Source organism: Fervidicoccus fontis Kam940 (assembly GCF_000258425.1).
GTDB lineage: Archaea > Thermoproteota > Thermoprotei_A > Sulfolobales > Fervidicoccaceae > Fervidicoccus > Fervidicoccus fontis.
This window is the reverse complement of record NC_017461.1, coordinates 1,172,257-1,198,233: the sequence shown is the minus strand read 5'-3', so window position 1 is coordinate 1,198,233 and position 25,977 is coordinate 1,172,257. Positions and strand designations below refer to the sequence as shown.

Below are 25,977 nucleotides of genomic sequence, written 5' to 3'. Positions count from 1 at the left end.
TTATCCGATAAAAACCTGACCTCCGCGAGATATTCTTGTAATTATTGGAACAAGCGACATTTTCTTAAGTGTTTCTGAAACTTTAGTATTAAAATCATACAACGGAGAATAACATTTTTCGGTGACAGGTAAAAAAATGACAAATCCGTCAGAGACGGGAAATGCAGGAATCTCATTGAGTTCTAACAAGTTATGAATATCGTTTGCTTTTAATACTAATTTGCTCGCATCTCTTAGATAATTTAACCCTTCGTCAACTAAATCGTTCTGGGCTAACCTTATCCCAGCTAATAAGTGGAAAAAAGCTTCCTTAGGAAAAATTATATTTCCTTCACTTTCAGTTTTATTTGTATACGCGTAAATCACTTTTAGTTTTTCAATCGGATAGAAGTATTCCAGCAGTATAGGTTTGTTGCTTTTTAACATATGCACCTGCAAACCGCCTAATATTAAACTGTTTATTCCAATTTTCAGCTCCGCATCAACAGGAATATCGTCCAATCTTTCACCATTGTATAAAGCATACAATAAAGAAGATGCGATAGCTATGTCACAAGAAATACATGCGCTTGGATCTTCCTCTGAAACCTTTTTAATAAATTTTATTGTTTTTTCGCTTGCATTTGGAATTCTCGATAAGATTTTATCTTCGTTTATCGAACATCTGCAATCATACTCTAAAATTCTATTTTCTTTATCAAAAGATGCGTTAGAGATAGGACCTTCAAGCGCCAAAGTAATATATATATATGTTTTTTCTAAATCATATTTTCCAACAACTAATCTGGGCACTTCTACGTTAACTTCCATTTTATTTAACCTCACTTAAATTTTTTCTTTATAAAAAATAAACGTTTTTTTTGTTAAATTCTTATATTTAAAATTCAATATGTTTTCTACTGAAAGGGAAAAAACATCTTTACAGCTGAATTTTTTATCATTTGAGCCAAAAAGCTAGATTAAGAAAATAATTCTTCCTTAATAACTGAAACTACATACTTATACTGGAAGATCTCGATTTTAAGCAGAGATCCAGGATTAATCTTCTTATATTATAATTGGATATGAAATAATTGGATATGAACATGTGCTCAACAATCATTGATACTTTATAAGCAATTCAGCCTCTCATTAATTCCAGAATCTAGAGCTATTTTATTTAACTCATTGCAAACATTTTTATGTAGCGGTATTCCAATTTTTTTCCTTGTTTGCATGGTATACCATGCTTTTTCCCCAGGGATCCAAATGCTATCTGCATTTGGAATTTTTCTCAAGCTTTTTATCTCTTCTATATATTTTTCCAATCTTTTTTCAAACTCTGCTAACTCCATGAAAGATTCTATATTTACTGCCGCAAAAGCATGCCCCACATTGGCAGGCTTTTCTCCTACGGTATATCCCACATGGATTCCCCATGCAGCACCTGAGAGGACTCCTGTTATGATATCTATTATAAAAGCCAACCCCGAGCCTTTATGTCCTCCAAATTCCTCTCCTATTCCTCCCAAAGGAAGAAGCGATGCCCTGTTATTTTTTATCATTTCTAAAGCTTTTTTTGAGTCCTTGCTTATGACTTTTCCATCATCACCGAGAACCCATCCATGCGGTAATTCCTTTTCCTCTTTGGCATATATCTCGACCTTTCCAACTGGGATAATAGAAGTGGCAGCATCGAACAAGATAGGTGGTAAGGAAGCTTTAGGAATAGCAATTGCGATAGGATTTGTACCTAGTGTTTTTCCAACAGTATTAACATATGAAACCAGGCTCTCAGAGTTAGTCATGGCTACGCCGATCAATTTCTTTTCTATTGCCTTTAAGGCATAATATCCTGCAATTCCAAAGTGCTGGCTATTTTTAACTAATACAAGTGAAGTTCCGTAAGTCTTTGCCTTTTCAATTGCCAAGTCCATCGCTTTTAATCCAGCAATATGTCCTAAGCCAGCATCTGCATCTATCACTGCTGTTGCGCCTATTTCTCTAACAACCTTTATTTCGGGTCTCGGATTTACACAACATTTTTTCAACCCCATAATGTACCTATTAACTCTCTGAACTCCATGACTTGAAATCCCCATAAGATCTGCAGATACCAAAACATCTGTTACAATTTTTGAGTGCTCCTTGGAGAGACCATTATTCTCAAAAATGTTCTCAACTAAAGCCCTTAGCTCTTCTTCTTTTATCCTTACATACTCACCAGAAGATTTGGGTGTTTCTTTTTCGTAAAGCTCATAATAAGAATTGTTATTCATAAAAATCACCAAAGGTTATTTTTTATAATTATAAAAGTTTTAATAAATACGATAGATATTTATTTTTAAAAATTTTTCGAAAAATTATGGTGATCCAAATAAAGGTCCTCTATATCCACAAACCGAATGAAGTAGAGTTAGAATTTCTAAAAAAAGAGGGTTTAGAAGTTTCATTCCATCAACATCCTCAGCAAACTTATGAAGAATGGCTCGAAAAAGAAATTATTAATGCTGACATCATAGTTGTGCCTCCAGCTCATCCATTTGGAAAAGAATTTATAGGAAAAGCAAAAAACTTGAAGCTTATTATGGTTAGCGGTTCTGGATTAGATAAGATTGACATCGAAGAAGCAAGCAAGAGAGGAATATATGTTGCCAATGCTCCTGATTCAATAGCCGAAGCTGTTGCAGATCACATAATTGCTTTAATTTTAGCACATTATAGGAATATAATTAAAGGTGAAGAGTACTTAAGAAGCGGTAAATGGGTAGGCAGGATACCTTCAGAACTTATCGGTCACACGATACATGGCAAAAAAATTGGGATTATCGGAATGGGAAGGATTGGTGCTGAACTTGCAAAAAGAATGATAGCTTTTGGTGCTGAGGTATCTTACTGGGACAGAAAAGTGAAACCGGAAGTAGAGCATCTTATAAATATTAACAGGATTGAACTTGATAAGCTTTTAGAAGAAAGCGATATTATAGCCGTTACTATCGCATTAACTCCAGAAACAAAGCATCTTTTAAATAAAGAAAGAATACTCAAAGTTAAGAAAGGCGCATTAATTGTTAATACGTCGCGAGGGAGCATTATTGATGAGCAGGCTTTAATAGAAAGGCTAAAAAGCGGGGAAATTTATGCGGCACTAGATGTTTACGAAACAGAACCATTACCTACTAGTAGCCCATTGTTAAGCATGAAAAACGTCATACTCACTCCGCATATAGGCGGATATTCTTGGGAGGCAACGAAAGAAACTTCAGAATATGTCGCAAGATCTATTGTTGAATTTGCCAAGGAGGGAAAGTTGCCGAAAACAGTTGTAAACAGATGCTAAAAATTATTTTCGGAATATTTATTATTTTCAGTTTTTATAATTTAGATATGGTAACATTTATGACCAGACTCAACGATGCTAGACTTATTGGAGGTATCGGATCTCTCTTTTATCTAGCATCTTTCTTTACAGGATTTCATTTCACAGGATCAATTTTATTATTGATTGGTTTGGTCCTCATAGGAGTAGCAGTAAAATACATTTCGGATGAGACCAAAGACAGCACCATATTTAATAACTTCATGTATTTTATATTGATAACGATAATTGGTAGTATAGTTGCGATCATTTTAGGACTGGGAACATTTTTACTTGGAGCTATAACAATAAGAAGAATGTTCTTTTCCGCTATTCTCACTTTTATAGTCGCATTAATAATCGTTTGGGTGACTTTTACTATAGCCAGCACTTATTTGAGGAGAAGCTTTGAACAAATAAAAGAAAAAACAAATGTAAATCTCTTTTCTACCGCAGGGAAATTTTATTTTTGGGGAGCGCTACTAACTATAATTCTTGTAGGCTTCATAATCCTACTGATCGGAATAATTTTCATGGTAGTCGCATTTTTCTCTCTACCTGATAAGCTTCCTGAACAAGCACAAACTCCTACGCAACAAGTCTAATCTAAAGGAGATATACCCCTTTTTATGATATCTTCTATAATTTTTTCAGTTCTTTTTCTCTTCAAGAATTTTGCTATTATTTCTCCGTTTTCTTTTTTTACTTCTCGAATCTCAATTAATCCTCCCTGCTTTTTCATAAAGCTTACAAACTCATTCATCTCATTAATATTTTTAAACCTCAAAGAAAATTCTTCACCTAAATAACCGTTCTTCTTGAAAGAATTAATGGACTCTATTGCACTTTCTAATAAAGCCTTTCCAAGTTCAATCTCTCTCTTTTCTAATTCACTCTTATCGAGATTTTCTTCCTCAATTTTAAACATCTCCCTTAAAATTCTTGGAAAAATATAACCTTTACCTTCATCGAAGAAAAACTTCATCCCATCTCTAATATCTCCTATATTGCAATAAGATGTGGTATATTTAAGCGGGGAAACTCTATTTTTTATATCCTTAAGCACTATTCCTTCTCTCTCATCTTTTTCCAATTTTCTTATAATTTCCCATAACTTGGCTGTCTCATCTTTTTTTACTATTCCATATTGCTTAACACACGGGAGATTTCTTTCTCTACAGAATCTTTCCTTTTGTTTTACATCAAGCCATTTCTTACCCTTTAACACATCTATTACAAAGAAGCAAAATCCATTACAATTTGGATATTTGTATCTAGTATAAGGGTTTTCGTCGCCAACCACTTCAACAAAAACTACTTCTCCTTTGTTAATTTTTCCACCAAGTTTTTCAAGCAATTCCTTTATTTTCTGCGTTGTATAAGGACAAATATATCCGCCCCTTGTTATCGTTAAAATCTTTCCGTAATATCTAACTATCCTTACGTTATATCCATTTAGCTTCTCTTCGACAACTATATAATCTAAGAAATGTCTCGAAATTGCGGTGCTAAGAATCAAAGCTCTCTTAATCTGAGGATAGCCTGGAACGAAAAGAGCTTTTTTGTTTTTTGAATAGATGATCACACTGCCTTCAGGTATTCTCCCTATCGTCCTTCTAAAAGTCAAGTACTCTATGTCATTATAATTTAAAAATCTCACATTTTTTGAGTTTAAGATTTTTCTTGCCTCATTTTCGGAAATATTGAGCACATCCGCCATTAGACTTGAGCTTATCATGAAGTTCCCCATTTTATAAGATTCCACCTTGGATACATATTCCCACTAAGGTATGAAAATTTATATAGCTCTTATTTCTAGCTTTCTCCATGCCTAAAGTGCGATAGGTCCTCTGCATCTATTCGTTTTTACATTTGCAGGGGAGTTAGGTGTTCATAGATCACCCCTTGATCACTGAAAGAGCTCTATTGTTTTGGTCTCAGGGCTAATTCTACTTCAATGGTTAAGGTTGTAAATCCTTAATTACCTTGCAAGCCGATCACTAAGCTTAAATATGATATAATACCTTAAGAAATATATAGTTTTTCATCCCCACTATAAATGGCTGGACTTTCAGTTGCAAGGAATAGGCATCACCGATAAAAGCAAGAAAGAGGTTTTTGATATTTCTGTCTTTTCCGTAGCTAAAAGATGTAAGCCGGAATAGATACAAAAAATTGCGATCACTTTAAAAATATATCTGAATAGAGGAAAGAATGCCAAATAAGCTATAGATCAAAACTTGTTTTAAACGATAAACGTATTTATGTTAATAAATTTAGATAATTTCTATAAAGCTGAACATTTTTCAAAAAACTGCTCAGTTAGGGGATTTTTCCTCATTACTTTCGTTCGGTTCACCATCGTTTCATCATTCATTATTTTACGTCTTTTCCTCGTTATTTAAATATATCATCAACCTTCTGAGATTTTCTAAAAATGCCAAAGGATCAATAGTTATCACGCCCATAATCTCGCTAACTTTCCTCATCCCTTCATCATTCGTAACGAGAACACCCTTTAACTCATAAGATAAAAGGACAGCATCGAAATCCTCAGGACTATCAATTATACCCTTTCTCATTGCTTCTCTAAACTTTTCTCGCAAATCATGAATTAACTCGGATATGTTTTTTTCATCATAATTTAAATCATATGCTTTTTTTATAAAGTCTTCCGAAATTTTTAATGCTTTTATTTCTCTCATTCTCATTTCTTTTAAGTACTCGCTAAAAATTACTGCTGGAATTTTGATAGAAAGCTTTTCCGGCATTTTAACTGTAACCCACATAAAGAATTCATTTATTGTACTTTCCTCCACTCCGTTAGCTAACATGTAATTTTTCATTTCTTTCGCAATGGAGTTGGTAACGAAAAAAGATACTCCAAGACTTAATTTAAGCTTGGAAATCAGCTGCGTGAGCTTGATAATAACATCATTCAAAGAATCTGTAGAGAACTCTTTTCTATATCTTGGGTCGGTAACACAGCTGGTATCTAAAATAAAAACGAAAAAGCTCTGCTTGCCTCGCGTTTTTAAACTGAACGTAGAACCCTCCTCTTTGTTATCATTAAATCTACAATTTATAAATAAACAAATTTTAGTTTTTTGAAAGCAGATCGTAGTGCCTTAATATATCAATCTCCGTAAGCATGCCGCGTAAGTTGTAATTCTCATCTACGACTATTAAAGAGCCGACATCTTCCGTTTTAAAAAGTTCAATTGCTTTTACGATGTCATCGTCGATGCCTATTGTTATCGGCTTAGGCGTCGAGATACTCCAAATTGGTACCTTCAGAGAGTCTTCACGAATGCTTCCATAGCTTCTAAGTTGGAGTGCAAAATATTTTAAAACATCTCTAATGGTTATGATTCCAATAAGCTCTCCTTGAAAAACCACAGGAAGCCTCTTTACCTTATGTTTTCTCATAAGCTCTACGGCACTTATCAGAATGTCCGTAGCTTCAACTTTTATAATTTCTTTTCCAGATATGATGTCTCCTATCAAAATTCCGAATGGCTTTCTAATGTCAATAGTATCTATCAAGTTTTTTTCGGTTATCTCTCCTATCACTTCTTCATTCTTATTTACTACCGCTAAAGCGCCAACCTTATGCGAAGTCATGAGATCTATTAATTCATCAATGCTAGGTTTCATCAACGTTACCGGAGGTACAGTATTGTCGCTTAACTCTAATGCTTTAATATTTTGAAGCTCAGCGAAGGTATTTTTTTCGTAATATTCATATGTCTTTTCAATAATATTTTGAAGTCTAAGCAGACCCATATATCTTCCGTCCTCTTCAATTACAGGAGGATAACGTATTCTTCTAAAATTTAATCCAAAAATTGCGTCTTTAAAAGTCATATCAAGCTTTACCGTATACCGCGGTGGATATATACCTATCAACATTTTTCTCACTCTCAAAACATATAAATCAAAACTTTTATACAAAAAACATACAATTAGCTTTTTCAATATTGTTTATAAAAGTTATGCATTTCTAAAATTTAAGTTTCTATTTGATTACTTCCATCTGAACCAACTAAAGGAAGTCTATAGCCGCAGAAAGGACAAAATTTTGATCCTGGCGGCAATTTTTTTCCACAATTTGGACAAAATTTTATGTCTTCGTGAATGTTTTCATCATTGAATGCGGAACTCTCGTCGTTCTTTGACATTGTTTTTTCTCTCGACGAAGTGAACTTCGAGTAATACTCTTTCTTAAGATCGTCTTTTAGTAAATGCGTATATATTTGCGTAACCTTAATATCAGAATGGCCCAATATTTTTTGAAGTGCAGGAAGGCTCATTCCGCTTCTGACAGCTTCAGTTGCAAAAGTGTGCCTCAATATATGAGGTCTAACTTTTTCTAATGGAATACCAGCTCTTTTTGCCAATGATTTTATTCTTTTATATAGTCCGTTATATGAAAGCGGTATAACCCTTTCTCCTGAGCTTATATTTTTCACTCTTTCAGCAAGCAAGAACTTCGAATTTTCTCCTAAGAAAACAGTCCTCACTTTTCCGTATTTAGCGTTTTTTACACTTATTTCCCCATCTGTTAAATCAACATCATCAGCAGTTATAGAAAGCAATTCATTGGCTCGCATTCCAGTTTCAAATAAAAGGGATATTATTAACATGTCAAGAAGGTCTCTGCTTGAGCTGAAAAGTTTGTCTATTTCCTCTTTGGTAAGCGCTGAAATTTCTCCGCTCTGAGGTTTTTTAACTATAGGAACGATCTTGCTGTCGAATCCAGCCCAAGTTAGCCATTTTCTTAAAAATAAAGTGTAATAATGCATGGTTGATTGAATTTTCCTTTTTTCTTCTTTACCTCCCCTTTTTTCAAATCCGTTTTTAAGCCTGTAATTTATCCAGTTCAAAATTAGATTTTGAGATATTTCATTTAATCTTTTCACTTTTGAAAAATTTAGAAAATCATATATAGCAGCTCTATAGCTTCTTATGGTTTTTTCGCTTAGTCCTGAAGCAGAAAGCAGTGAAAGGAAGTATTCTGCAGCCTGCTCAGAGCTCATTTCCTTAATTTCATCGCCTGCTTTGGTTAGCATTTAACAGGCACCACAAAAGTTTTACAATAAATAATAAACTAAATTGTAAGGTTTTAAGGAAGATTGCTAATTTTTAATTTCACTAATTCAAACAATTGCAGGAGCTAAAAGATAGGATATATTTCCTCCAGTCGGAAGATCTATCTCAAGCTTTATGGGCATCTGCGAGGAAAAGGATATTGAAATTGTGTCGGCGATTTTCGTTAATGATAGTAAATTCAAGAGGTACTCCACACTATATGTGCTTTTTGCGGGATTACCGGAAATTACTTCTATAATTGACCCGCTACTTTTGGTCAATTGCATTTCATATTTTCCCTCGCCTACTGAAGATATCATTAGTTTTTCATTACCATCAAATTCAAAAATTGCTTGATTACCTACAAGTTCCAAATCCTTTAGGGCATGCTTCAGTGTCTCACTTATTACTTTCAGCCTAGTGGAAAATTCTATCCCTCCTTCAGGAATTTCAGGGATTGCAACCTCTAAGTTATTTACCTTAAACTCTCTTTTCGTTGTCCCGATGAGCCTTAATGAGATTTCATCTTCATTAATTTCAATTTCGAATCTATCTTCCTTTCTCACTCTCTTCATCATTTTGACTAACGTGCTCAGATTTAGACCGACGCTTTTTTTCTCGTTGATTATGAACTCTGAAAATGATTCCTTAGGAAATGAAACGCTCATGAGAGCGACGTTTGCTGAATCTATTGCTCTTATTTCCAATCCATTTTCATTTATTTCAAGCCTAATTTCATCGATAAGCTTTGACATCGATTCAAATAAACTTTTGAATATTTTTGCATCTGGGTAGACAATTTTTACGCTTGCCAATCCATTCACCGATTAAGAAACTTTCAAATAATATTATAAAGCATTCTCTTATAAAAATTGATCTCAAAACAAAAAGAAAAAATAAAAATAGGCAGTATTTTTAATAAATAAATAGATGAACGTTGGAGGGCCCGTAGCTCAGCCAGGCAGAGCAGCGGTCTTTGGGTAGAAAATGACCCAAAGGCTGAAGCTCCAGTCAGCGAACGTTGCTGGCTCTCCGGCTGGCAGACTCCGTAATATGCACAATGCTTACGGGTCTGATGAGCCCCGAAGGCGATGAAATGTGACTGGAAATGTGAAATAGGGAGAGACCCGAAGGTCGGGGGTTCAAATCCCCCCGGGCCCACCACATAAAAGGGAAAAAGGGCTCCTATCTTTAAAACATCTTATCATTTTTATAAGATAGATTACTTTCGGTTTTCACTCTCTACCTATTCCTGGTACATATGTTCTTTTCTATATTATCGAAATAGAAGGATCTCAAAGGAAACAAAAACATATTGAACAAAGTGATATGATAATGAAGTCTTTTAGTATTCAGGTTTCTTCCAAGGATAGTCGTTCATATGATGTGAAGCAATGCGAAAAGAGCGGAATAGAAGGTATTGATGAATTAGTAGGATGTATTCCGAAAGGCATCATTGCAGAGTTTTACGGAGATTTTCAGCTTGTTCTTCAAACCTCTTATAAGGTAATAGCAAACTTTCACTGCATAGATGGAACAGCCGTAGGCATTATGCAGAATGAGCTCATAAATTACGACTTCTATATGCTGAGAATGTATGCAAGAAGCTTTGGTTGCAATACAAACGACATGCTAGTTTCAAGGGCATTTAGATTAGAAGATGCCATAAATATGCTTAAGAGCGCAAGCAATATTGATGCAGAAAACATTGCAATCATCGATCCGTATATTCATTCTCCTTCAGAGCCAAGAAATTATTGGAAACTTGCTAGGCTAATTGCAATGATGAGGGCACTTTCAGCTGAAGGCAAGAGAGTTCTTTTATTCAACAGAGTAAGTAAGTTTGGCAGATTCCTTCCTGAAGGGGGAAATCTAAGCCACCATAGCGCATACATGATTGTTAGATTAGAAATTGTTGATAGAAGGAGTTATAGAGCTACGCTAATTAAACACCCTTCAAGGCCTGAAAAAAGCCTAGTAAGAAGTATAAATGAAATTCTATCGGTGAGAGATAAATGGGAAGGACAACTCCCTCTGTTAGAATGGTTGTAGATTACGAAATTAAGCGACTGGAGAAGATGATGGAATATATACATGACCCGGAAATCAGAAAAGTTATGAATGAAATTATTGCAAGCTATAAGGAGCTCGCGCCTGTATTTAAGGCTGTTCCACCCTACGACTATCCCTATGCTATACTGCTTTCAGGATTAATAAAGGCTTTGAAGAGGATAGATGAAATTGAGCAGATGGTGGAACATAAAAGCTAATTTTTTCCCAAATCAAATTGAGTTGGTACAGATAAATGAATATGGAGAAGAAAGGGTTAAAGAAGTCTACACTAAATATCCAATGTATCTTATCGCTAAAAAGCTAAGCACAGATGAAGTTATAGACAATATCAAAAGAGATCCGAAAGTCTCTGACATTAAGGTAGAAAGCTGGTCATTACCGCCATGGTATGATAAAAAAGCGGATATAATTAGAGTAGAGCTGGAGTACTATTTAGCTCTAAATCCTCTTCTGAAGCGCTGGGAGCTTGAAGGATATTTAGAAAGAGTCAATGTTCAGCCTTCTTCTAAAACCATCTCATTAATAGAAAATGGCGTCGTTCTTTTTGAATGGGATAGTGAAGTCAGCGATCCTTGGTCTCCGCGTCTCTCATTTCCAGAGCTAAAAATTGCAAGCATAACATACGATGAAAAAAGGGTTAAACTGAATTTTTATGCACTAAGCTGTAGTAGAAATAGAGCAACAAACTTTATTGAGATGGAGCTCCATGATGAGCGCGATCTTGTAGGATACCTAAATGAGTGCAACATAATCATTCTTCCAAAAAACCTAAGTGAAATGATCATCGACAATGCTAAGAATATGCGCAACAAGATTTTAATAATTGACGTCAGAAATCCTATTGACAGCATACCTGGATGGATGATTATAGGAAGGATTTCCTTTACTAACCTTAATGAAGTAGCTTCAAGTAGTATAGGGAAACTTTTAACAGAAATAGAAGCCATAGAGGCGTACAGAAGAAAAATGGTGGTTCCTAATATAAGGATATACAATGAGGGTTGGAGAAATGTCGATGAGTTACTGACGTATGACTCAGGTGGACTAATAGGCATTCCGGAAGCTGGAGTATATGAAAATGTCTTACAGATCGATTTTTCAAGTCTCTATCCATCAATAATCTCTAAATTTAACATCTCTCCCGAAACTATTGATAGACCGAATTGTAGAAACAGACTTCACTTAAATGATGCACCGCACGAAGTATGTGTAGACTTCGATGGTTTAGTTTCATCCACACTGAAAAAACTAATTGATCTTAGAAGTAAAATAAAAGAAATAAACGGACCATTTAGCAAGACGATGGAAAAAGCGGTAAAATGGATAATGGTAGCTAGCTTTGGATACCTCGGTTACAGAAATGCAAGATTTGGAAATGTTGGTGCTTATGAACTGGTCATATTTATCTCTAAAAAAGTTATGAACAAAGCAATAGAAATCTCTCTGAAAAACGGTTTTAATGTTCTTCATTATATAGTAGACAGTCTATTTCTTCAAAAATTCTCTAAAGAATTGATAAACGATATGGATGCAAATAGATTACTTGGCGAAATAGAAAAAGGTACAGGACTGAAAATAAAAGAAGAGCAAAGATACAAATGGATAATTTTTCCTAAAGCACTGAACCCAATTAAAAGTGCTGCTCCTAACAGGTATTATGGATTAACATACGACGGAGAATTGATCGTTAAAGGAGTTAAGTGTGAAGGAATCGAAGGTTTAAAAGTCAACGATTCTGTTCTAGAAGAAAAAATGAAAAAGTTACTTCTGAAAAATTCTCATCCAAGGAAATTATGCGGGGAAATTTTATTCCTATTATCAAAATTTTCCGATAAAAAACCTTAACATTGTAACAGGACCTCTCAGCCGATAACAAAAGTTTCATTTATCAGCTTTCCAGTTTTGAATCTCTCTGGAGAATATGGCCTAAGTAATCTTGGCATTGTTCCAGTAAATATATATTCAGCCATAAGTTTTCCAGCCAATGGTCCAAGCATAAAACCATGGCCGCTGAACCCTCCAATTACATAAAGCTCTTCAGGCCAATCATTACTTCTTCCAACAACGTGCGATCTATCAGGTGTCATCTCATAATAGCCACTCCATGCACGTATTATTCTTATCCTCTCTGCTCCTGCCAGGATTCTCGATAGTCTTTCTGCATATTTTTTAAGCCACAAAAATGAGTTCCCTAATTCTACTAGTCCTTTAGGCTCAGCACCAGTTGATGTGGAACCTATTATTTCTCCTTTTAATGTTTGGGAAACATATGTATGCAAAGATGAATCAACAATAAAGGGTTCTATCCTATACGCGAAAGGCTCAGTAACTGATATTTCTTTTCTCACAGGCTCTATAGGCAAATTCAGTCCTAATTTTTCTGAGAAAAAAGTCATCCAAGCACCATTCGCTATAATTACTCGTTCTGTTTCAACCTTGGATCCATTAACCTTAATTGATTCAACCTTTCCGGATCTTATGCTTATATCTTCTACATTGCTATGCTCAAATATGTTCACTTTCAAAGATTTGCACTTTCTAGCCATGCCGAAAATTACAGAATCTGGGTGTATTGTTCCGTCCTCTTTTCCGAGAAAACCTGAAATTATCTCATTTCTTTTCCTCAAGAATTTATACTTTTTATACAATTCTTCAGAAGGGATTTCTGTTAAAGGAACTCCCCACTTCTTGAAGGTAGAGTTAGCATTTTTCAATATATTATAAGAAGCTTCATCAGAAGCTATCCACAAATAGCCTGTTTTTGCAAATAGGACATTCATGCCTGTAATTTTCGATAGCGAGTTTAAATATTTCGAAGATTCTACGGCAAATTCTAAATTGTTTTCATCGCCGAAATGAACTCTGAACCTTCCCGCGTTTCTAAGCGAAGATCCATAACCGAGATACTTCGATTCGAACAGGCATATATCATTTCCTTTTCCATTAGCTATTGCTAGATTCATAGCGACCGAAAGTCCTACAACTCCCCCGCCTATTATTGAATTTTTGCAATTCAAATATATCACCTCAAATATTCTATTTCAACAGGGACCAAAGGAGCCCTTTGTCTAAAGTTGCCAATGGATCCTATAGGTACATTCCTGAAGTATGAGAGAGCATGCAATGCAGCAATTCTGCATATTCTTCCTTGGCAGGTTCCTGTTCCCAGCGCTGTAAACCTTTTAATTTCTTCTAGGTTTGAAAATCCCATATCGAAAGCTTTTATTAAATCTTCTAGAGTAACATCTTGGCATGGACATACAAATTTCATTCCTTTTGTATTGCTAGTTAAGATGAACACTGGTCTTTCCTTTACAATAACTTCATTTGGATCAATAAGATTCTTCTCTTTTTGAATTTCAGCCAATTTAGACGACTCTGTGGTCGATAAACTCTTTCCCGAAGCTAACTTTGCGGCAATTTCAGCCTCTTCCTTTACCAAATTTTTTGGAGTTCCGGACGCCTGTCCAAGAAAATACATATTATTATTACCTACAATTTCTCCGTTTTTTGTATGCACAGTAATTGTATTTAGATTCGAAGAATAAACGATATTCCCGCCTAACTGCAAGGCTGGTTCTATATTGGGTATAAATGAAACAGCTGAAACGAGAAGATCTGTATTAATTTTTTCTATTCCAGATGGCAAATCAACAATTATTCCTTCTATTTTTGGATAACCAAAAGCTTTTATTTCTTTAACGTTATTTTTTACATCAACGATAGTAGTATCTTTATATTTTGATATTTCATTAGCAACTTCATATCCTCTTTCATCATTGCCAATTAAAACCGTTACCTTCTTTATCTCTTTCAATAGACCTTTATTCACTAAAAGCTTTATTGCTAATGAAGAGCCTATTATTCCTGGAAGGTCATTGTTCTCAAAAATCGGGAATGAATCCCTAAATCCGGGATAAATTACAAAGCTCTTTGCATCTATTTTGAGTATCTTTTTCTTCTCTTTGTTTAAAAATACAAACCCGTCATCGAACTTACCTAAATAGAGCCCAGTGTAAAATTCAACTGAATCGTTTAATGTCTCTTTAGACTCATTTTCTAGCTCTTTTCTACTTTTAGAAGAAATCATGAGAATGCTACCTTTAGCTTCATCATACAAAAAGTTTGCAAAAGTTATCGCATCTCCCTCATCTCCCAGAATAAGAAAATCCTTTTTTACTTCTTCGATCTCCGTATTTTCATATTCAGAATCTATATTTGGTAATTCGGGATTTTCACTATATGACACAATTTTTTTCCAAGCTTGACTCCATATACTTCTAACTAAAAAGCTGTGATAGAATCCTGCCTGACCTAATTTTTTCCTAATTTTCGTGGACAAACTGCTACCTATTTTCGGCGAGGGAGATTGAGAGATTCTTGGATCGTACAAGTAAAATACCGGCTGAGCATGAACTCTTATCCATGGGCACCAGCTTTCCATATAAAAGGGAGCTCTTGGTCTTTTGAATTTCGGGCTGGAGGCAACTGGAATTGTTTCTTTTTCAAATAAAGAAAATGATTTTTCATTGCTCATTAATTGCTCCTTCCTCCTAAAATATTTGAAAATAATTTTATATTGTATGCTAACATTTATCCTTCTTATATATAAGAATTTTATTGTAAGAGATCATCGCTTTGGTCTTTAATTCTAATTAGAAAAAGATATGATAAAATGTTTTGAAAGTATTTTCATTATTAAGTAATTGAATAAAAATTAAGCTTGGTTGAAATAGCTCAGTATTCCTTTTACAATATACTCGAGATCGCTCTTGCTTAGAAGCGGATGGACTGGGATGCTGAGAACTTCTTTTGATACTTCAAGCGATACCGGATTTTGTTTTTCCGGATATCCCATTGCTTTATAGATTGGTTGTATGTGAAGCGGATAAGGATAGTGGATTGCGGTTCCTATGCCTAGTTTATTTAAGTGTTCTATTAGCTTGTCTCTATCCTCAGCTGGAACTCTAATTACATATTGATGATAGACATGTTTATATCCAGGTAACTCCACAGGCGTTTTTATTTCCTTAACCTTTGAAAGTTCTTTTGTGAAGTATGCGGCATTCTGCCTTCTTATCTCATTAAATCTATCTAGCTTTTTAAGTTGAACTCTACCGATAGCTGCCTGCATCTCGGTCATTGAAAGATTTGTTCCTAAAGTATCGCTCAAGTATCTCTTAGCTTCTCCATGTTTTTTCCATTTTACTAAAAATTCATAGACTGCATCTAAATTTGTAGTTACCATTCCGCCCTCTCCGGTCATCATGTTCTTTGTTGCATAGAAGCTAAATGCGGATGCATGCCCTATGCTTCCTGCTTTTACTCCATTCATTTCAGCACCATGAGCTTGCGCACTATCTTCCAGCACGACCAACTTGTTATCAATAGCTATCTCGTTTATTGAATTCATATCAGCCATGTGACCAAATAAGTGGACTGGAATAATTGCCCTTGTCCTGTTAGTTATCTTTTCGTTGACAGATTCGGGATCTATACAGTAAGTTCTTTCATCTATGTCCGCAAAAACTGGCCTACCACCAACATTAACTACAGCGTTAGCAGTCGCAATAAAAGTAAAATCGGGAACTATGACCTCATCCCCTTCTCCGACGCCAAGAGCTTTTAAAGCTGCTTCCAATGCGACAGTACCATTGGTCACAGTAACTGCGTATTTCGTTCCAATATACGATGCAAATTCCTTTTCAAAAAGTTCAGTATTCTTACCTCTCGTGAGCATGCCGCTTTTTAAAACTTCTATAACTGCATCAATTTCATCCTGTTCTATTATAGGCTTTGAAATCGGAATCTTAACTTCCATTTTTACGACTCACCTTTATTTTTATGAAGTATCCATAATAGATACGAATTATTATATACTGCAAATATCTTAAGTTTAAATTTTAGGGAATTAAAAATCCCTTATCCTATTCTTAAGCTATTATCAATATTTTAAATTTTTTAAATAAATTTTATTGATTATTTTAAAAAGAGGAAATAATATGTTTAAATTTAATTGTTTATTATGCGGAGCTGTTTGCTGCACATTTAAAAGCGAGGAGGAATCTCCTCTGGTCTTTCCGTGGGAGAAAAGGAGGTTAGAAAGACTTAACAAATCTAGCATGTTTGAGCCTTACATCATTTATAAAATTAACAATGAGGAAATTGGGGTTTTAATGTACAGATGGAAAATTGAAGGAAGATGCCTTTTTTTAAATAGAGAAGGCAGATGTACAATACATAATTCAAAGCCTCTTTCTTGTAAGATGTTTCCATTGATAATAGGATTGGATGATTTCACTTTGCGAGTGAGTGCTGATTGCGAAGTCGTTAAAAATCATATTAATGATTTAGAAACCAGCGATCCGAAGTCATCATTTCCAGCTGAATATCCTCATGCGATGAAAGTCTTTGAACTGATCATTAAGTACGATCGGGAAGCTAAGAAAAAAGGTTGGAACAGGGAGATATTTAAAAAGGAATATTCTGCACATAGAATAATAGACATAGATAACTTAATAAAAATATAAGTACAATAATTATTAATAGGATACTAGCAATGAACTATGAAGTAATTGATAACTTAAAAGTAGAAGTTTTAGAGTTCTCAGGAACTGTTGAGACTGTTGAAAAGGCGTCTTTGTTGAGCGGTGAACCGAGAGAAAAGATAGCAAAAACGTTACTTTTCAAGCTCAATAATGAATATGTTGTTTTCATAGTTAGAGGTGATAGAAAAGTAGACTATATAAAGGCTAATGATATTCTTGGTACAAAGCCTCAGCTTGCTTCTCCAGAAGATGTGAAAAGAATTCTCGGCACTGAACCGGGTGCTGTGAGTCCTATAGACAGACAAATTAAAAAACTGAAAATTTTTCTAGACCCGAAGATTTTAGAAGAAGAGTATATACTTTGTGGCGGAGGAAGCAAGAATAAGCTATATAAGGTAAAAACTAGCGATCTCATTAGCTATCTAAATCCTAACATGTTAGATATATTTAAATAATGTATACAATGTGGAATCCTAAGATTCTTCCTCATAAAACCATTAGAAAAATTAAACTGCGAAGGTGCTTAACAAATCTTCAAATGTTTCTCTTCTTCTTGATACTTTAGCAGTACTTCCGTCAACAAAAATTTCAGCAGGTCTGGGTCTTAGATTATAATTTGAGCTCATAGAATAGCCATAAGCACCAGCGTCCATCACAGCCAAAACATCTCCTTCTTCGACTTTCGGCATTGGTCTGTCCAAAGCTAAAAAGTCGCCAGTTTCGCATATATTCCCAACTATATCTGCAACAATCTCCTTTTCGTCTGAAGCTTTTGTAACATCGATAATTTCATGATATGAACCGTAAAGTGAAGGTCTTATCAGATGGTTCATTCCTGAATCTACGCCAATGAATATTTTTCTTTTTCCATTTAAAGAAACATCTTTAATGCTAACTACCCTCACTAAGAGAACCCCGCAACTTCCAACTATATACCTTCCAGGCTCAATTCGAAGCTTTACATGACCGTGCTTTCTAGAAAAATCTTCAAGGATGGAAGACACTTTTTCACCGAAATCTCCAAGATCAAATTTTTCTTCTCCAGGTCTGTATGGTATTCCTAATCCTCCGCCTAAATCTATAAATTCTAAATCCTTAAATTCGTTCGCTATTTTTAATAAAATGTTCAGTGCTGAAATATAAGGATCTGTCTGCAAGATGCCAGAACCTATATGAATATGAATGCCTCTTATTCTTAAATTGTATTTCATTACATATTCTTTCGCTGCTTCTATTTCATTCAGATATATTCCAAATTTAGTTAATCCGCCAGTTTTCGCATATTCGTGATGTCCGTATCCTATGCCAGGATTTATTCTAATAGATATATCAGTGCCTGGAAACATAATACCATATCTCTTCAATTGAGAAATGGAATCTATATTAATCAATATACCTAGCTCTTTTAGAAACTTCATTTCCTCATTAGAAACATTGTTGCCGGTGAACAAAATTTTATCTTTCTGAAAACCTAGCTTTACACCTAAAAGCGCTTCAAACGGCGATACAACATCTAATCCGCTACCTTCCTCCTTTAACACTTTCAGAATATCAATATTATTATTGGCTTTACATGAATAAAGAACTTCTAAATCTCTGTACTTAATTGATTTCTTGAGCCTTTCATAATTGTTAAGAAGCACTTCTTTATCATATACATAAATCGGGGTTCCATACTGATCCGCTAGTTGCTTTGCCGTAATTTTTCCTATATATAAATAAGTTCCCTCAACCTTTATCGTACCTATTGCCTCCCTCCGATCTATAAATTTCTCTTAGCATTATACCTATTTTAACTTATAATTAAATAGAGAACAAACTCTAAATAATTAGATTTTTGCAATAAAAAATTTAAGTTTAAAAATTAGTTTTTGCAAACATTTTATAATTGAGGCTTTTTGAATTTAACGTAAAGGTGTAGAAATTTGGAAAAATTTGCCAACTTTACCGAATTCGATAAAAGCATATCAAAAAAATGGAATGAAGTATGGGAAAAGATAAAAATAAATGAAGCTGATCCCGAACCTTCCAGAAAAAAGTTTTACCTAACGGCGGCATATCCCTATCCTAACGGACCTCTTCATTTAGGGCATGCAAGAACGTATTTAATACCAGATGTCATTGCAAGATATAAAAGGCTTCAGGGATACAATGTTCTATTTCCAATGGCATTTCATTTTACCGGTACTCCTATCCTCAGCTCTTCAGAAGCAATAGCAAGGGGTGAAGAGCATTTAATAAAAGAATTTAGAGAACTTTATGAAGTTTCTGAGGAAGATCTTGAAAAATTAAAGACTCCTCTTGGCATGGCAAATTACTTCAAAGAAAGGGCTAAAAAAGACATGAAAGATTATATGCTTTCTATTGACTGGAGGAGAGAATTTACAACAATAGATCCGGAATATAGCTCTTTCATTACATGGCAGTTTTTAAAGCTAAAAGAGAGAGGGTATATAGTTCAAGGCACGCATCCAGTTGGATGGTGTCCGTATCACCAAATGCCTGTAGGGATGCATGATACAAAGGGAGATGTGGAGCCCGAGATTCAAGAGTATACTTTAATACTGTTTGAAGGAGAAGATGGTACGATCTACCCCACTGCGACATTAAGACCTGAAACGATATTTGGCGTTACGAATCTATGGGTTAATGAAGATGCAGAATACGTGATTGCAAATATTGACGGAAAAAAGTACTTCCTTTCAAAACAGGCATTCTACAAAATCACCTTTCAGAAAAAGAATGTGCAACTGATTAAAGATGCAGGAAAAGGAGTAAACGTCTTAGGGAAAAAAGTCAGAAATCCCATAACTGGAAAAGTTGTTAGCATACTCCCTTCAAGCTTTGTTGATCCTTCTACAGGCACTGGAGTAGTAATGAGTGTACCTTCTCATGCCCCATATGATTATGTAGCATTAAAAGAAATTATATCTAGCAACGAAGTGAAGAAATTTGGTCTAGATGAAGAAAAATTAAAACCGGTACCTGTAATTTACCTTAAAGGATATTCTCCCAATCCTGCAGAAGACGTAGTTCAGAAGTACAAAATAAAATCTGTTAAAGAGAAGGAGAATTTAGACAAGGCTACAAAAGAACTTTACTTAGAAGAGTTTTCTAACGGTGTAATTAGAGAAGACCTCATAAAAACGATAGCCGTAGATGTTGCAGATAGGAAAGTTATTGAGCTCATAGAGGGAATTAGAGGGAAAAACGTTAAAGATGTTAAAAAGAATGTGATATCGTTTTTACTATCGAACAAAATCGGCGATATGTTTTATGAAATTGCAAACAAGCCTGTATATTGCAGATGCGGAACAGAGATCGTTGTAAAGCTTTTGGAGAATCAGTGGTTCATAGACTATGAAAATCAAAAGTGGAAAGATAAAGTTAGAAAGGCGCTAGAAAATAGAATTGAAATTGTACCGGAAGAGTATAAAGAGTGGTTCTTTAATACAATAGAATGGCTGAAAAAAAGAGCTTGTGCTAGAAGTAGAGGTTTAGGAACTTCCCTTCCATGGGACAAAAACTGGATAATAGAAAGCCTCAGTGATTCAACAATTTATATGGCTTTTTATACAGTTATCAAAAAGATTAGAGATTATAAGATAACCTCTGAAAAGCTGACTGAAGAGTTCTGGGATTACGTTTTTTTAGGCTATGGTGACGAAAAAGAGATATCTGAAAAATTAAAAATTGATACAGAAGTATTAAAGAGCATCAGAAATGAGTTTCTATATTGGTACCCACTTGACAACAGACATAGTGGAAAGGATCTCGTACCCAATCACCTCTCATTTATGCTTTTCAACCACATTGCTATATTTCCAGAAAATTTATGGCCTAAGAGAATAGTAGTTAACGGGCATATCATGGTTGAAGGAGTAAAAATGAGTAAAAGCCTGGGAAACTTTATTCCTATGTTTAAGGCAATAAGAGATGTAGGTCCAAACACACTAAGAGTTTCGCTCTTGTATTCCGCAGAAATAGGTAATGATGCGAATTATAGCAAAGAGTTAGTTAGAGTTGTTCAGGATAAGCTTGCTAGAATTTATAGCTTAATTGCAGAAATTTCTGATAAATATTTAAAAACTCCTCAAGAAGGAAGTGCTGCGGAGCTAGACATTATCGACAAATGGTTCATAAGCAAATTCAAACGGATCGTAAAAAGGGTTACCGATGATTTAGAAGGATATGTTCTCAGAGACGCTGTGGTCCAAATATTTTTTGAAACAGAGCAAAGCATTGAAGAATATATTTCAATAAAGCAGAATCCCAATTCGAAAATACTAAATGAGATCATTCACGAGTGGATCATAATGATGAGTCCTTTTGTTCCTTCATTTGCAGAAGATCTCTGGCATCTAGTAACTAAAGACCCTATAGAAAAGAGCGTTTTCAATAATAAATGGCCTGACTACAATGAAATTTCGTCATATTCGTTTGAAGAACTTGCAATTATATACATGGAAAGGATAATAAGTGATATTGAGGGAATAAAGAAGGCTTTAAAAAAGACTCCGAATGAAATACACATTATAATTTCAAACGAAAAGCTGTGGAAATTGTTTAAGAATGCACTATTAATACTAAAAGAGGGGCATTCTGTAAAAGAACTTACATCTGCTATTTCCAAAGAAATAGGCGGATATGCTAATCCTTACCAGGTTGCAGAGCAATTTAATGAATTTTATCAATCGATTCCTGAAGACATTTCAGATTTCATTTTGAAGAGCGAAGATATCAACGAGCGGGAATTGATGCTTAGCATTATTCCTTTATTACAAAACAAACTTTCATTAAAAGTAAAATTTTCCGAATATGAGGAAGGATTAGTGACGAGGGGGAAAAGACCAATACCTATGAAGCCAGTAATACTTTTTTCTTTTTAAAAATATATTTGGGTAATACGATAATACTTTAAATATGAAAAATTGTTTTTAGCATGATTATTTTTAAAATTAAAGCAGTATTTTTATCGGTAATACAAGTAATGCCATTTAAATAAGAATTTCTGTTTAAAAATATATTACAATGGTGAAGGTTCTATTGAAAAAACTTGGAGTTATTGAAAAAGTTGCTACTAATAATTTATTACTAGTAAAAATCACAGATAGCAAAAATATTCCTAATATAGGAAATAGAGTCCTTTTACCGGACTTTAGAGGATTTGGAAAAGTTATGGATGTTATAGGAAATGTAAATAATCCATATGCTGTTATAAAACCTTTCAAAAAAGAGGAAGATCTTTCCAAATACATAGGACAAGTTCTTCTAGTAGATGAACGGACCTTCACTTCTAGAAAGAAAAAATAGGGAGTAAGAAAGATGTCAGACGAAAGTAGCGAGAATAAAATAAACTGTCAACATACAATAGCTGATATGGAAAGAGGAGAATTAATTTGTCTTGATACAGGTGAAGTGATAAGTACTATAATTGATTCTGGACCAGAATGGAGGGATTTCAGCTCTCAAGCAGAAAGATCTAGGTCAAGAGCAGGCACACCATTAACATTTAGGATGCACGATCACGGACTAACTACTTACACTAGCGAAAGTGACATAAAAAAGCTACCATTCAGAAAAAGAAGGAAATTTATTGAGTTGAAAAGGAAAAATACAGCGATAAGGATGAGTAAAAATAAACGAATGGTAAAGGCGCTTCAAATTTTGAATGATGAAGCTAGAAAGTTGGGGCTTCCTCAAAAAGTAACAGAAACTGCAGCCTATTACATAAAAAAAGTTGTGGAAAAGGGTCTTGGAAGAGGAGAGATGATAAGAGCATATGTTGCAGCTTCGTTGTTTATGGCATGTAGACTTATGAAGGTACCGAGAACGTTTTATTCTGTAATTATCAGCGTAGGGGCTGATGAAGAAAAAGTAAGGTACGCACAGAGAAAAATAGTTGAAATACAGGGAGGAAAAATTAATGCAAAAGTCACTAAGCCAAAAGATTATATTCCAATGATAACTTCCAAGTTAGGACTATCAATGCAGTCTGAAAACCTAATGTACAGACTCGCGAATGCTATAGAAAAGCTTAACATGGATCACGGAAAGTCCCCAATAGCCCTTGCAGCTGCTACAGCATATATCGCTTCATCTATCTTTGGCGAAAAAAAGAACCAAAAAGATATTGCATCAGCTTTAGGTAATTTTACTGATGTTGCGATCAGAAACAGATATAGAGAAATTATTGACAAATTATATATAGAAGTTAATTTATGATTTGAAATCTCTTGATAATGATTTCACTCCTTAGACTGACCTCCTTCTCGTCCTAAAGGATGGGAGCTCAAGTGTTATTAAATGAAACTCTAAAAATATGTTTGAACCTTTATTCCAACAATAAATAAAAAACTTTTAGTACATCAAACTAATACTAAAAAAGAAAATTGATATAGGAATTGAAAACTGATAAATAGATCAATTTGAAAATTAATATTCATATTTTAACAAATAAAAATTTGGTGCGAAAATTTGGAAGTCAGAAAAGTTCAGAGGCTTGGTAGCTCCTCCCTCATTATTACTCTTCCGAAATCATGGGTCAATAAGGTTGGAATAAAAGCCGGCGATTCTGTTTATATAATTGAAAGAGAGAAGGAACTTAGAATAATTGCTTTTGAAAATGAAGAAGTCTATGCAGTTGTAGAATTTGAGAAAAATCAGCTAATAGAAGAAATAAAAAATAAAGCAAAATGTTTAATGTACGCTGGGATCCCTTATTTTATATTAAAGAGCAACGAGCTTATAACTGATGATATAGCAAGAGAAGTCATGTCAGTAAAAGATGAAAATAAGGATTACGAAATAAAAAAGGTCGATCCTTTTGGTATTTCATTCAAATTAGTTAGCAAAATGACCGATGAAGATATTGATGCAATTCTAAGAGAGAGTTTAATATCGTTTGAAGGCGCTATTAATAAATTGCTAGAATCTTTGACATCGTTTAATGAAAAGAGTTTCGATGAATTGAAAAAAGTTAAAGAAGCTTTTGAATTACGAGCTTCAAATATAAAGCATTTTTTTAATATAGGTGACCTTAGTGCTGAAGATCCGATCTTAGAGAAAAAGGCTAAACTGAAAATGACTATTTACTACTCAATTTACAATATATTAAGAAACCTATTGGATACGTTATTAGTGCTAATAGAAATAGGAGAGGAAGATATAAGCAAAAATGAAGTTGAATATTTTAAAAATATCTTCGGTTTATACCTATCTCTAATTTGGGAAGTTGCTGGAGCTATTACCAACGAAAGTCTCAAAAGAATAGAGTATGCAAATAAGCTTTTTACTAACATTAGCAACAATATATCGGAATTCCTTGCAAATGGATCTTTAAGCTCTCTCTCTCTAAAAATGGCATCAGCTATTGTTTATTCTTTGTCATATGTAAAAACTGTAATAAACGATAGTACCTGCTATATACATTTAAAAGATGCACATATAAATATTTGATTTTAGATATTTGCATAATAATAAAATTCAGCCGGAGATATTGTCCTATTTATTTTTTCTATTTCTTTTCTTTTCAACTCAATATAAAGTTCGATTAATGATTGAGAAAAAGCTGGTCTTAGAAATTCATTATCATTTAACAGCTCATCTAGAGCTTTGTCTAGTGAACTTGGAAGCCTTTCTATTTTTAACTCCCTCAATTTACTTTCTGCCATTTTATATATATTCTCGTCAATAGGATCGCCTGGGTCTATCTTTTTAACTATACCATCAATTCCAGCTAAAATTATAGCCGATATTGCCAAATAGGGATTGCATGAAGGATCTGGTGGTCTATACTCAACCCTTTTCCTTCTTTCATAGTTCTTATGGTATGAAGGTATCCTAACCGCTGCGCTTCTATTACCTTTACTCCAAGTAAGAAAGATTGGAGCTTCATAATGTGGTAAAAGCCTCTTATAACTATTTACTGTTGGAGAAACTATGGCTGAAAGAGCCTTTCCATGTGAAAGAAGCCCCCCGATAAAATATCTTGCTTCTTGACTTATCCCAGCATAATCATCATTTATATCGTAAAAGGCGTTCTTACCATTATTCCATAAACTTACATGCACGTGCATTCCATTACCTGCATCATCACTTATAGGTTTAGGCATAAAAGTAATGATTTTTCCATATTTATGAGCAACAAATCTTGAGACGTATTTTATCCTTTGAATATTGTCAGACGTAGAAACAGGGTCAAGAGCTTGCATATTAATTTCTCCTTGACCTGCACCCCCCACTTCATGATGATGAGATTCTATGGTTATCTTGTAAAAATCTTGTAGCAAGTCACTTATTTCGCTTCTAATTTTTATTGATTCATCGAACGGAGGAGGAACATAATACCCGCCTTTTATTGTTAGAGAATGATTTGTTTTTTCATCATATCCTGCTGAACCTGACTTTATCTCGAAACCTGAAAAGAGGGGTCGCAACCAAGACCTTATTTCATCAAAAATGTAAAATTCAAGTTCAGCAGCTGTAAGTGAATTATAGCCAAAGCTTGAAGTATAGGCGATTGTTTTTTGTGCTACATATCTAGGATCGGTTTCCAACCTTTTCGTTCCAAATGTATCAAAAACTTCTGTAATGATATCAGCGGTATTGATTTCAAAGGGATTTGTCCTCAAAGTATCTAAAACTGGTCTAAGTGTTAAATCGCTTTCATATATTTCCTTAAAACCATAGACGCTACTTCCATCCAACTTGCCTATCCCTAAATTAATAGCATCTTCATCAAACATTTTGCTCGAAATTACCACTTGCCTGAAAATTCCGAGGAGATCGGTTAGTTGTAAGTTTATCCATTTCAACTTATTATCTTCAATAATATTTTTCAACTCTTCAATCTTCATTGTTATCACTTTAAAAAAATTTTAATGAAGAAATAATTATAATAAAAAACATATAAATTTTTCTCAAAAT

General features: G+C 34.3%; 23 protein-coding genes and 1 tRNA gene. 12 read left to right on the top strand and 12 right to left on the bottom strand.

Annotation, left to right across the window (positions count from 1 at the left end):
* Positions 1–810: a hypothetical protein gene (locus tag FFONT_RS06225; RefSeq protein ID WP_014558387.1), complete on the bottom strand. Its 810-nt coding sequence runs from the start codon at positions 808–810 to the stop codon at positions 1–3.
* Between the two features lie 299 nt (positions 811–1,109).
* Positions 1,110–2,258, bottom strand: coding sequence for an Ldh family oxidoreductase (locus FFONT_RS06220; RefSeq protein ID WP_014558386.1), 1,149 nt, complete (start codon positions 2,256–2,258; stop codon positions 1,110–1,112).
* An 86-nt stretch (positions 2,259–2,344) separates the two neighbouring features.
* Here FFONT_RS06220 and FFONT_RS06215 point away from each other — a divergent pair, with 86 nt between their 5' ends.
* Together FFONT_RS06215 and FFONT_RS06210 are read left to right on the top strand one after the other, a co-directional pair.
* Complete coding sequence (locus FFONT_RS06215; protein ID WP_014558385.1) at positions 2,345–3,319, top strand: 2-hydroxyacid dehydrogenase; 975 nt, start codon at positions 2,345–2,347, stop codon at positions 3,317–3,319.
* Positions 3,320–3,378: 59 nt separating this feature from the next.
* Positions 3,379–3,942, top strand: a complete 564-nt coding sequence (locus tag FFONT_RS06210) for a DUF996 domain-containing protein (RefSeq protein ID WP_158308331.1) — start codon at positions 3,379–3,381, stop codon at positions 3,940–3,942.
* Here the strand turns inward: FFONT_RS06210 and FFONT_RS06205 are convergent.
* From FFONT_RS06205 to FFONT_RS06185, 5 genes are all read right to left on the bottom strand, one after another.
* Positions 3,939–5,075, bottom strand: a complete 1,137-nt coding sequence (locus FFONT_RS06205) for an RNA ligase (RefSeq protein ID WP_158308330.1) — start codon at positions 5,073–5,075, stop codon at positions 3,939–3,941. The two genes, FFONT_RS06210 and FFONT_RS06205, sit on opposite strands and share 4 nt — an antisense overlap.
* A gap of 643 nt (positions 5,076–5,718) precedes the next feature.
* Positions 5,719–6,339: an RNA ligase partner protein gene (locus tag FFONT_RS06200; protein ID WP_244403701.1), complete on the bottom strand. Its 621-nt coding sequence runs from the start codon at positions 6,337–6,339 to the stop codon at positions 5,719–5,721.
* A gap of 97 nt (positions 6,340–6,436) precedes the next feature.
* Positions 6,437–7,249: a CBS domain-containing protein gene (locus FFONT_RS06195; protein ID WP_148683756.1), complete on the bottom strand. Its 813-nt coding sequence runs from the start codon at positions 7,247–7,249 to the stop codon at positions 6,437–6,439.
* A 98-nt stretch (positions 7,250–7,347) separates the two neighbouring features.
* Positions 7,348–8,409 carry a tyrosine-type recombinase/integrase gene (locus FFONT_RS06190; RefSeq protein WP_014558380.1) on the bottom strand — a complete coding sequence of 354 codons (1,062 nt, stop codon included), beginning with the start codon at positions 8,407–8,409 and terminating at the stop codon, positions 7,348–7,350.
* 87 nt (positions 8,410–8,496) lie between these two features.
* A complete protein-coding gene (locus FFONT_RS06185; protein WP_158308329.1) occupies positions 8,497–9,243 on the bottom strand; it encodes a DNA polymerase sliding clamp in 747 nt (248 codons plus the stop codon).
* 127 nt (positions 9,244–9,370) lie between these two features.
* On the opposite strand from FFONT_RS06185, the gene FFONT_RS07025 reads away from it, so the two are divergent.
* The 4 genes from FFONT_RS07025 (at position 9,371) to FFONT_RS06165 (ending at position 12,346) form a co-directional block, all read left to right on the top strand.
* Positions 9,371–9,592 (top strand) — tRNA-Trp (locus FFONT_RS07025).
* 171 nt (positions 9,593–9,763) lie between these two features.
* Positions 9,764–10,480: a RecA family protein gene (locus tag FFONT_RS06175; protein ID WP_148683755.1), complete on the top strand. Its 717-nt coding sequence runs from the start codon at positions 9,764–9,766 to the stop codon at positions 10,478–10,480.
* Positions 10,444–10,698, top strand: coding sequence for a hypothetical protein (locus FFONT_RS06170; protein WP_148683754.1), 255 nt, complete (start codon positions 10,444–10,446; stop codon positions 10,696–10,698). Before FFONT_RS06175 ends, FFONT_RS06170 begins: the two co-directional genes overlap by 37 nt.
* Complete coding sequence (locus FFONT_RS06165; protein ID WP_148683753.1) at positions 10,664–12,346, top strand: DNA polymerase domain-containing protein; 1,683 nt, start codon at positions 10,664–10,666, stop codon at positions 12,344–12,346. The genes FFONT_RS06170 and FFONT_RS06165 overlap by 35 nt, the downstream gene beginning before the upstream one ends.
* 17 nt (positions 12,347–12,363) lie before the next feature.
* On the opposite strand, the gene FFONT_RS06160 is transcribed toward FFONT_RS06165, so the two are convergent.
* From FFONT_RS06160 to FFONT_RS06150, 3 genes are all read right to left on the bottom strand, one after another.
* A complete protein-coding gene (locus tag FFONT_RS06160) occupies positions 12,364–13,518 on the bottom strand; it encodes an NAD(P)/FAD-dependent oxidoreductase (protein WP_148683752.1) in 1,155 nt (384 codons plus the stop codon).
* A 5-nt stretch (positions 13,519–13,523) separates the two neighbouring features.
* On the bottom strand, positions 13,524–15,038 hold the full coding sequence (locus FFONT_RS06155; protein ID WP_014558374.1) for a (2Fe-2S)-binding protein: 1,515 nt from the start codon (positions 15,036–15,038) through the stop codon (positions 13,524–13,526).
* Positions 15,039–15,218: 180 nt separating this feature from the next.
* Positions 15,219–16,322 (bottom strand): DegT/DnrJ/EryC1/StrS family aminotransferase, encoded by a 1,104-nt coding sequence (locus FFONT_RS06150; protein WP_014558373.1) that lies wholly within the window; start codon positions 16,320–16,322, stop codon positions 15,219–15,221.
* Between the two features lie 181 nt (positions 16,323–16,503).
* On the opposite strand from FFONT_RS06150, the gene FFONT_RS06145 reads away from it, so the two are divergent.
* Together FFONT_RS06145 and FFONT_RS06140 are read left to right on the top strand one after the other, a co-directional pair.
* Positions 16,504–17,031 carry a YkgJ family cysteine cluster protein gene (locus FFONT_RS06145; RefSeq protein ID WP_014558372.1) on the top strand — a complete coding sequence of 176 codons (528 nt, stop codon included), beginning with the start codon at positions 16,504–16,506 and terminating at the stop codon, positions 17,029–17,031.
* Positions 17,032–17,060: 29 nt separating this feature from the next.
* Entirely contained in the window at positions 17,061–17,504 is a 444-nt protein-coding gene (locus FFONT_RS06140) for an aminoacyl-tRNA deacylase (RefSeq protein WP_014558371.1), read from the top strand.
* A gap of 51 nt (positions 17,505–17,555) precedes the next feature.
* On the opposite strand, the gene lysA is transcribed toward FFONT_RS06140, so the two are convergent.
* Positions 17,556–18,761, bottom strand: a complete 1,206-nt coding sequence (lysA, locus tag FFONT_RS06135; protein ID WP_272984780.1) for a diaminopimelate decarboxylase — start codon at positions 18,759–18,761, stop codon at positions 17,556–17,558.
* Between the two features lie 213 nt (positions 18,762–18,974).
* Between lysA and leuS the strand changes: the two genes are divergently transcribed.
* The 4 genes from leuS (at position 18,975) to FFONT_RS06115 (ending at position 24,507) form a co-directional block, all read left to right on the top strand.
* The gene (gene leuS, locus FFONT_RS06130; RefSeq protein WP_014558369.1) at positions 18,975–21,938 is read left to right on the top strand and encodes a leucine--tRNA ligase; all 2,964 of its coding nucleotides are present in this window, start codon (positions 18,975–18,977) and stop codon (positions 21,936–21,938) included.
* 157 nt (positions 21,939–22,095) lie between these two features.
* Positions 22,096–22,362, top strand: a complete 267-nt coding sequence (locus FFONT_RS06125) for an H/ACA ribonucleoprotein complex subunit GAR1 (RefSeq protein WP_158308328.1) — start codon at positions 22,096–22,098, stop codon at positions 22,360–22,362.
* Between the two features lie 12 nt (positions 22,363–22,374).
* A complete protein-coding gene (locus tag FFONT_RS06120; protein WP_014558367.1) occupies positions 22,375–23,274 on the top strand; it encodes a transcription initiation factor IIB in 900 nt (299 codons plus the stop codon).
* A gap of 252 nt (positions 23,275–23,526) precedes the next feature.
* The gene (locus FFONT_RS06115) at positions 23,527–24,507 is read left to right on the top strand and encodes an AbrB/MazE/SpoVT family DNA-binding domain-containing protein (RefSeq protein ID WP_014558366.1); all 981 of its coding nucleotides are present in this window, start codon (positions 23,527–23,529) and stop codon (positions 24,505–24,507) included.
* 2 nt (positions 24,508–24,509) lie between these two features.
* On the opposite strand, the gene glnA is transcribed toward FFONT_RS06115, so the two are convergent.
* Entirely contained in the window at positions 24,510–25,907 is a 1,398-nt protein-coding gene (gene glnA, locus FFONT_RS06110) for a type I glutamate--ammonia ligase (RefSeq protein ID WP_014558365.1), read from the bottom strand.
* Between the last annotated feature and the right edge of the window lie 70 nt (positions 25,908–25,977).

Excerpts from the sequence above, each read along its gene's own strand:
- FFONT_RS06225 (WP_014558387.1), bottom strand. The coding sequence starts at position 810 with ATGGAAGTTAACGTAGAAGTGCCCAGATTAGTTGTTGGAAAATATGAT.
- FFONT_RS06220 (WP_014558386.1), bottom strand. The coding sequence starts at position 2,258 with ATGAATAACAATTCTTATTATGAGCTTTACGAAAAAGAAACACCCAAA.
- FFONT_RS06215 (WP_014558385.1), top strand. The coding sequence starts at position 2,345 with ATGGTGATCCAAATAAAGGTCCTCTATATCCACAAACCGAATGAAGTA.
- FFONT_RS06210 (WP_158308331.1), top strand. The coding sequence starts at position 3,379 with ATGACCAGACTCAACGATGCTAGACTTATTGGAGGTATCGGATCTCTC.
- FFONT_RS06205 (WP_158308330.1), bottom strand. The coding sequence starts at position 5,075 with ATGATAAGCTCAAGTCTAATGGCGGATGTGCTCAATATTTCCGAAAAT.
- FFONT_RS06195 (WP_148683756.1), bottom strand. The coding sequence starts at position 7,249 with ATGTTGATAGGTATATATCCACCGCGGTATACGGTAAAGCTTGATATG.
- FFONT_RS06190 (WP_014558380.1), bottom strand. The coding sequence starts at position 8,409 with ATGCTAACCAAAGCAGGCGATGAAATTAAGGAAATGAGCTCTGAGCAG.
- FFONT_RS06175 (WP_148683755.1), top strand. The coding sequence starts at position 9,764 with ATGAAGTCTTTTAGTATTCAGGTTTCTTCCAAGGATAGTCGTTCATAT.
- FFONT_RS06170 (WP_148683754.1), top strand. The coding sequence starts at position 10,444 with ATGGGAAGGACAACTCCCTCTGTTAGAATGGTTGTAGATTACGAAATT.
- FFONT_RS06165 (WP_148683753.1), top strand. The coding sequence starts at position 10,664 with ATGAAATTGAGCAGATGGTGGAACATAAAAGCTAATTTTTTCCCAAAT.
- FFONT_RS06155 (WP_014558374.1), bottom strand. The coding sequence starts at position 15,038 with ATGAGCAATGAAAAATCATTTTCTTTATTTGAAAAAGAAACAATTCCA.
- FFONT_RS06150 (WP_014558373.1), bottom strand. The coding sequence starts at position 16,322 with ATGGAAGTTAAGATTCCGATTTCAAAGCCTATAATAGAACAGGATGAA.
- FFONT_RS06145 (WP_014558372.1), top strand. The coding sequence starts at position 16,504 with ATGTTTAAATTTAATTGTTTATTATGCGGAGCTGTTTGCTGCACATTT.
- FFONT_RS06140 (WP_014558371.1), top strand. The coding sequence starts at position 17,061 with ATGAACTATGAAGTAATTGATAACTTAAAAGTAGAAGTTTTAGAGTTC.
- FFONT_RS06120 (WP_014558367.1), top strand. The coding sequence starts at position 22,375 with ATGTCAGACGAAAGTAGCGAGAATAAAATAAACTGTCAACATACAATA.
- glnA (WP_014558365.1), bottom strand. The coding sequence starts at position 25,907 with ATGAAGATTGAAGAGTTGAAAAATATTATTGAAGATAATAAGTTGAAA.